The sequence below is a fragment of the Chromobacterium fluminis genome, assembly GCF_011602385.1.
GTDB classification, from domain to species: Bacteria; Pseudomonadota; Gammaproteobacteria; order Burkholderiales; family Chromobacteriaceae; genus Chromobacterium; species Chromobacterium fluminis.
On sequence record NZ_JAAOMA010000096.1, the window covers coordinates 1 to 6,755 of the forward strand.

General features: G+C 57.6%; 8 protein-coding genes. 3 read left to right on the plus strand and 5 right to left on the minus strand.

The annotated features are described in order from the left end of the window. Positions 1 to 49 precede the first annotated feature (49 nt). Together HA052_RS26750 and HA052_RS26755 are read right to left on the minus strand one after the other, a co-directional pair. A complete protein-coding gene (locus HA052_RS26750; RefSeq protein ID WP_081549432.1) occupies positions 50 to 1,183 on the minus strand; it encodes a YbdK family carboxylate-amine ligase in 1,134 nt (377 codons plus the stop codon). Positions 1,184 to 1,187: 4 nt separating this feature from the next. Beyond that, a complete protein-coding gene (locus tag HA052_RS26755; RefSeq protein WP_081555847.1) occupies positions 1,188 to 2,384 on the minus strand; it encodes a cation:proton antiporter in 1,197 nt (398 codons plus the stop codon). A gap of 163 nt (positions 2,385 to 2,547) precedes the next feature. Between HA052_RS26755 and HA052_RS26760 the strand changes: the two genes are divergently transcribed. Then, positions 2,548 to 3,348 (plus strand): M90 family metallopeptidase, encoded by an 801-nt coding sequence (locus HA052_RS26760; protein ID WP_240937595.1) that lies wholly within the window; start codon positions 2,548 to 2,550, stop codon positions 3,346 to 3,348. A gap of 1 nt (position 3,349) precedes the next feature. Here HA052_RS26760 and hpaR read toward each other — a convergent pair whose 3' ends face one another. Beyond that, positions 3,350 to 3,799: a homoprotocatechuate degradation operon regulator HpaR gene (gene hpaR / locus HA052_RS26765; RefSeq protein ID WP_081549426.1), complete on the minus strand. Its 450-nt coding sequence runs from the start codon at positions 3,797 to 3,799 to the stop codon at positions 3,350 to 3,352. Positions 3,800 to 4,116: 317 nt separating this feature from the next. On the opposite strand from hpaR, the gene HA052_RS26770 reads away from it, so the two are divergent. Further along, entirely contained in the window at positions 4,117 to 4,425 is a 309-nt protein-coding gene (locus HA052_RS26770) for a hypothetical protein (RefSeq protein WP_107800004.1), read from the plus strand. A 92-nt stretch (positions 4,426 to 4,517) separates the two neighbouring features. Further along, a complete protein-coding gene (locus tag HA052_RS26775; RefSeq protein ID WP_166454388.1) occupies positions 4,518 to 5,195 on the plus strand; it encodes a DUF1906 domain-containing protein in 678 nt (225 codons plus the stop codon). 682 nt (positions 5,196 to 5,877) lie between these two features. Here HA052_RS26775 and HA052_RS26785 read toward each other — a convergent pair. Beyond that, positions 5,878 to 6,051 (minus strand): hypothetical protein, encoded by a 174-nt coding sequence (locus tag HA052_RS26785; RefSeq protein ID WP_166454389.1) that lies wholly within the window; start codon positions 6,049 to 6,051, stop codon positions 5,878 to 5,880. A 3-nt stretch (positions 6,052 to 6,054) separates the two neighbouring features. After that, a complete protein-coding gene (locus HA052_RS26790) occupies positions 6,055 to 6,513 on the minus strand; it encodes a hypothetical protein (protein WP_166454390.1) in 459 nt (152 codons plus the stop codon). Positions 6,514 to 6,755: the final 242 nt, after the last annotated feature.

The following is a 6,755-nucleotide window of genomic DNA, read 5'->3' on the forward strand; positions in this document are numbered from 1 at the left end:
GGGCGGGCAGGTCGAATGGCATGGCGGCTTGTGGTAATGTGGTAGCCGCTCAGTTTACGCCCACTCCCGGCGCCGCGTACATCCAGTGTTCGCTTTGTCGACGCACGACTTCGGACAAAGAACCGCTGTCGTCGAACACTTGGCGCAGCCAAGCGCTGTCCGACTGTCGTTTCAGCACCCGCTGACGCAAGGCGGCCAGTTGCGTCTGATTGCCCAACGCCTCGGCCTGCGGCTCCAACTGATTCAGCGTGTTGAGCAAATCCTCCTGCAGTCCGATTTGGCTATTGTTGCCGGCATCCACCAACATGCCGTCAAAACCGAAGCGGCAGGCCTGGAAGCGATTGTAGCTATAGGTCAGATAATGTTCCTGACACACCTCGTCCTGCTGCTCGCCCAGGCAACGATGCGCCAGCATCTGCGCATAAGCCGCCAACAACACCGGGGTCTCCACCGACAACGGCGTATCGCAAATGCGGATTTCCACCGTGCCGTATTCCGGTTTGGGCCGGATGTCCCAGTAAAAATCCTTCATGCTGGCGACAATGCCCAGATTGGCCATGCGCCGGAAATAGTCGTTGAACTGCTCCCAGTTGTTGACGCAAGGCATGCAGCCGGACAGCGGAAAGGCGTTGACGCTGGTCAGCCTTGAGGTCTGGAACAGCGTATCCACGCCTTGGTAGAACGGAGAGGAGGCGGACAGTGCGATGAAGTGCGGGATGTAGCGCGCCAGATAATGGGTCAGCCGCACCGCGCTGTCGCCATCAGGGCAGCCGATGTGAATGTGCTGACCGTAGACGGTGAATTGCTTGGCCAGATAACCGTACAGCTCGGATACCAGGTGATAGCGTTCTTTGGGATAAATGCGTTGCTCGTCCCAATGCTGGAACGGATGCGAGCCGCCGCCGGCCAGACCCAGGTTCAGTTTGCGCGCGCTGCTGACCAGCAGCTCGCGGATGGCCAGAATTTCCTCCAGCATCTTGTTGACATCGCTATGCACGGCGGTGCCGATTTCTATCATGCCCTGGGTGATTTCCGGCTTGATGTCGAAACCGTGTTGCTGACGATTCACCTGCAGCAGCAAATCGTCCGAGCCGCGCGTCAAATCGTAATCGCGCCGATTGAGAATCATCAGCTCCAGCTCCACCCCCAGGGTTAGCGGCTGACTGCGGTTGAATTCCAGCATCGTCTCACTCCTGCGGCCGGGTTTCGCCGGCCAGCTTCAAGGCCAGGCGGGTTAGCACCGGCGCGCACAACTCATTGATCACCAAGATGGCCATCATCACCCCGCTGAAGTTGCCCGCGGCGGCCCCAAGGGAAATTGCGCCCAGGCTCATCAGCAGCGAAGTGCCGCCGGACCAGGAGTTCAGCGCCAGGCCCAGGCAGGCGCCGTGGCGCTTGGGCAGGCCATTGGCGCCGGCCGCCAGCCACCAGATCAACACGGCGAAGCCGGTGCGCAACAGCAAGCAGGCCACCGCCACCGGCCAAAACTGCGCCAGCGACTGCGGCGCCAATTGCGCGCCAGCGGCCACGAAGAAAGCCACGGTAAAGATATGGGCCGACGACATGATGCCGCGTTCGGTCACGGTATGGCCGTGTTTGAGGTTGCGAGTGGCCAGGCCGGCCGTAAGCAAGGCAAGGGACGGTAAGACCTGCAGCATGTCCGCCACCCCGACGACCAGCGCGATCAAACCGAACAACATGACTTTCTGCGATTCCCGCTGTCGGCCGCCCAGCCAGCGATTAAGCTGGATCGCCGCGAGACCGGCCAATAGGCCCAGCGCACAGGAGGCCAGCGTCAGCCAGCCCGGCAGCAAGATACCGCTTTCAACCCCGTTGTTGCCGGACAGATGTCCATAAGACAAGGCCAGCGCGAAGCAGGGCAGCGCCAGCAGATTGGACAGCGCGGTGGCCACCAACAGGCGCTCGCTGACCTGACCGTCAGCGTTAGATTCCCGCACGATTTCCAGTGTGACCACCGGAGAAGTGGCCACGCCCAGCGCCGCCAACATCAGGCTGGCCGCCAGCCCCAGGCCAAACAATTGCAAGGCTGCGAATAGGCCGAGCAAGGTCAGCAGACAATAGAACAAGGTGGTCAGCAGCAAGGTGCGCTCCACCCGCAGCCAGCGCAGATCCACGCGGCGGCCGGCCTCAAACAGCGCGATGCCCAAGGCCAGGTGCACGAAAATGGACGCTTGCTGCAGTAGCTGCTCGTCCAGCAGCCGCAAGCTGTGCGGACCAATCAGCAAGCCAGTCAGCACATAGCCGACAATGGCGGGCAGCCGCGCCACCCGCACAGCGATTTGGCCGCCTATCACCCCTAGCGACAGCAGCACGCCAAATGCCGCTAAAGGATTGAGCGCCAGCGTTTGCCAAGGCAGGCTCATGATAATTCCCCCGTTTATTTTATGATTTTGACTGTTGCGCCAGCCTGGGCCGGCGCAGCGAAAGCGGAATGTTGACGTCTTGCGACAGATCGGATGGGGTGCGCATTGAAATGCGCAAAATCGCCCTCAGAGTAGGAGAGACGATAAAACGGGACGAGAGTTCATGGTGATTGAGTGGATTCGCCGCGCGCTATCCGGCAAAACCGCTCCGGAAACAATGGCTGCGTTGCGCGAACAAGCCGTGCGCATGCCGCTGTTGGCCGGGCTGAGCGAGGCGGAGCTATCGCGCCTGATCGAACTGGCGGCCTGGGTTTTGCGCAGCAAAAGCTTCTCCGGCCAAGACGGGGTGCGCTTAAGCGCCCGCTCATGCGCCAGCGTGGCCCTGCAAATGGCGCTGCCCGCCATGAATCTGGGCAAAGCCGCCCTGAGTGGCTGGAACGACGTGGTGCTGTACCCGTCGCCGTTTGTCGCGCGCGACATCTGGATGGACGGCATAGGCCTGCAGCATGAGAGCGAGAGCGTGCTGATAGGGCAGGCCCGTCAGGACGGCCCGGTGGTGTTGTCGCTGCCGGACGCGCGCGCCTCCGAGCAGCTGGACGGCTGGAACGTGGTGATTCACGAAGTGGCGCACAAGCTGGACATGCTCAATGGCCCGGCCAACGGTTCGCCGCCTTTGCACAAAGGAATGAACCAGGCGCAATGGAGCCGCGTCTGGTCTCAAGGTTATCGTTTATTTTGTCGCATGCTGGACCGCGGAATCGATCCTGGCTGGCTGGATCCGTATGCGGCGGAGAACCCTGCGGAATTCTTCGCCGTGTTGAGCGAGTCTTTTTTCGAGCTACCGCATCATCTCAAGCTGGATTGCCCGGAGCTATACGAGCAGCTTGCCTTGTTCTACCGGCAAGATCCGGCAAGGAGATTGCCCGAACCCGAGGGGGAACCCGCCCCAGGCCCCGAGCTCTGACTCAGCCGACCCGCGGGGCCGGCAGTTTCTCCAGATCATCCAGCAAGCCCAGCAGTTGCGCCAGTTTTTCCTGGCCCAAATGGCTTTCGATCTGTCGATAACAGTCTTCCGCCAACGGGGAGATTTGTTGAATCAGCTCACGCCCGTCCCGCGACATTGAAATGATCAGGCGCCGGCTGTCAACATGGTCGCGCTGGCGATGGATCAACCCCGCTTTTTCCATGCGGACCAAGATGCCGGTCAAACTTGGCGGCAAGATGCAAGCCCGGTCGGCGATCACGCCGGCTTCTTGGTCTCCAAAGTCCTCCAAAACTCGCAAAATGCGCCACTGTTGCTCTGTCACCCCGTAACGGTTGAGGATCGGGCGGAAGTAGGCCATCACCGATTCTCGTGCCCGCAGCAGGTGCTGTGGCAGCCGTTGATTATGTAGTTTTATGTTTTTGTTGGTCATTTAGATCGTTGCTTCCGGCTGCGCGCAGCCAGTGTTGCTGGTTATCGCTCTCGCGGGCGAACTCGACAAATAAAATGCCATGCAAATATCTGTCACATATTTACTTTATTCCAAATTTTAATCCAAAAACAAAAAAAATAGCATCTCAATACCATATATCCTTCGAATTAATTATGCATACCGGGCGAAGTGACCGGCAAAAGCACCAAGCGGCAGGGCCTCTAGGAGCAATATTTTCGTCACCGTGACGATAATTTTGAATTTCCGTCACGGTGACGCATAATTAACTCAGACAAATAGCCAGAGGAGGGCGAGCAATGAAGGAAGAACAGCGGCAAGGCGAAGCCGCCGCAGGCAGGAAGCGCGGCCGTCCTAGTACCGGCCTTGCAATGTCCGGGGCGGAACGGCAACGAAAGTACCGGGCAAATACCGTCACCGTAACGTTAAATGATAAGGAATGGGCCCACCTGACCAATATGCTGGAGCAGGCACTGAAAGCCGATCCATCGCGTTACGGCGAGTCCGATTTCGCGCTGGCCAGGAAAATCTACAGCGCCGCCATCAAAGGCAATCCGCCGCCGGATTGTTTTCACAAGCCCGCAACCAAGCGTCAAAACGAAACATAGTCATTCCAGGACGCAACCATCCCAATGGCCACTGCGCAAGACGCCGCCTGGCTTATGCTGATGAGTGTTGTTTTTTGCGTGAGACCAAGAAGATGAACGCCTCTTACAGTCCAAGCGGAGTCTGCGTTGAAGCCGCTCCGGCCGGCGCGCATGGCTTTGACGCCGATACGCCGCTGTCCCTGGAGCTTGCCCGGCAGTTCGCCGCTTCCGGCTACCAGTTTTGCGTTCGTTATCTCTCGCTAGGGCCCAATGAGGACGCCTCAGACCTGTCCGCAAGCGAAGCGCAGGATATTCTTGAAGCAGGCCTGGCCTTGATGACCGTGCAACATGTGAGAGAGCCCGGCTGGTCGCCGAATGCGGCCATGGGCAAAAGCGACGGCCAGAACACCGCCGCGCATGCGAAAACAGTCGGATTATTGCCCGGCGTGAACATCTGGTGCGATCTGGAAGGCGTGGCGAACGGGGCGGCGGCGCAGGATGTGGCCGACTATTGTTCGCAATGGTTTGAAGCGGTTTCCGCCGCGGGCTACGCGCCAGGCTTGTATGTAGGGTCCGACGCGGGATTGAGCGGAGCGCAGTTGTATGAATTGCCTTTCCAGCATTACTGGCAATCTTGCAGCAGCGTGCCGGAGATCCCGCAACGGGGCTACCAAATGGTGCAGACCCTAGTGCCTCAGCCGGTGAACGGGATCGGCATCGACGCCGATCAGACGCAAACCGACCAGTTGGGCGGCACGGTGAGATGGCAGGTTCTGACGGAGAGGGTTTGATGATGAAGGCGGCGAAGAACTTGGGGAGCTTTTCCCTAGCTTCCTTTATTTGACGCAATATACAAATGGCGTGTTGCAACAACGCATTTAATAATGCATTTGCCATGAAATGTGGCGCACTAGCATTGTCAGCACTTAGATCCCCCATCAGCTGTAGAAGTTCAGACCTGATCTGACAGTCTCCCGTTTTGACGGCACCCGACTGTCAGATCAATTCAAGTTGTCTACCTTCTCCCTCCATTCCCGTTTGCCATCAATAAAGGTTTGTACGGGCGTGCGGCCGCAGCACATCTTGCCTTGGTGGGTGCGTTGCTTTTCTTCGCGCCACTCATCGCTATAGCTACGATAGCCATCAAGATGAAGATGATGACGATTGTTGTCATGCTTTTTCTCATCACGTTACGTTAACGACGATGCTAGACGAATAAACCCTGTCTGCAAACTCGTCTTATTCGTCACCGTAACGAAAATTGAGGGAAGCCACGCCCCGGCTCTTTTGCAGACAGTAAAAAGGGTGTAGAGCGATCACCTATGGTCAGCCCCGCGCTCGCGCGCCCGTGGGGGCCCCATGCCGGCATTTTGTGCCGGCAATGGGCGGAAGGGGGACTAGCTCGGCCTTGGCCGAGCGTAGTAGGGCGTTGCAGTATGTTGGCGCCGCGCCGCCTTCGGGCCGCGTAGCGGCCTAGACGGGTGACTGGTAATACCCGTCTTTTTTCTCATTTTGAGAAAACCGGTAGGAGGGCGGCAGCATCGAAACGGCGCTGCAAGGCGCGCCAGGACTGGCTTTGAGAGCCTTCCAATAGAGCGCGTCTTTTTTCTCAAGAATGAGAATGATAATGCCGATGGGATGGCTCATCTATCAACCTTCGTCGGGGTCTATGATCCGGTTCAGCATTGCACCGAACTTGGCTTGGCGGTGGCAGTTCTCGCGGTAGAAGTCACGTTCAATCATGAGCCGTTCGATCAACTCCGCCTGCTGTACCGCAAGGCGTTTGGCACGACGGTAGTCCCGCATCATGCCGACTTCTTCATAGTTGATGCGTTCGCCAGTGACCGGGCAGATTAGCGCCTGGCCATCGTTTGCCAGCTTCCAGCCCCAGAACGGCCCGAACTGCGTGCCAAGTATGGTTGATGCTTTGTGCGCTAGGTATAGGTAGGCCAGTTTGGGGACTGGCTTGTGTCCAGATCTCCAGCGTCCAACCTCGTCAACGTCTACACCGATCTCTGCGGCAATTTCCGTTACGTCACGAAAACAAACAGCCCTGATTAAGTCATCAGGGCTGCACGGGAACTCACACCATGGGAGATTGCGTTTCATTTTGCTGCGGGCAGTTGTTGTTGGAACCTCCAACGATGGAAAGTGTTGCGTTTTATTAACCTGTACAAAAGGACAGGGGAATTTGCTGAATCGAGTGCCATATCCTGGATATCCAAGATTTGACATAATATACATTATGCGAAGAACTGGTAAGTTTTTGTGTGTTGCGCAATTCTTGGATTTTCTGTGATTTTTACTGCAACACTTTACTGAACATCTAGTAGGTTTTTATCTATTCATGT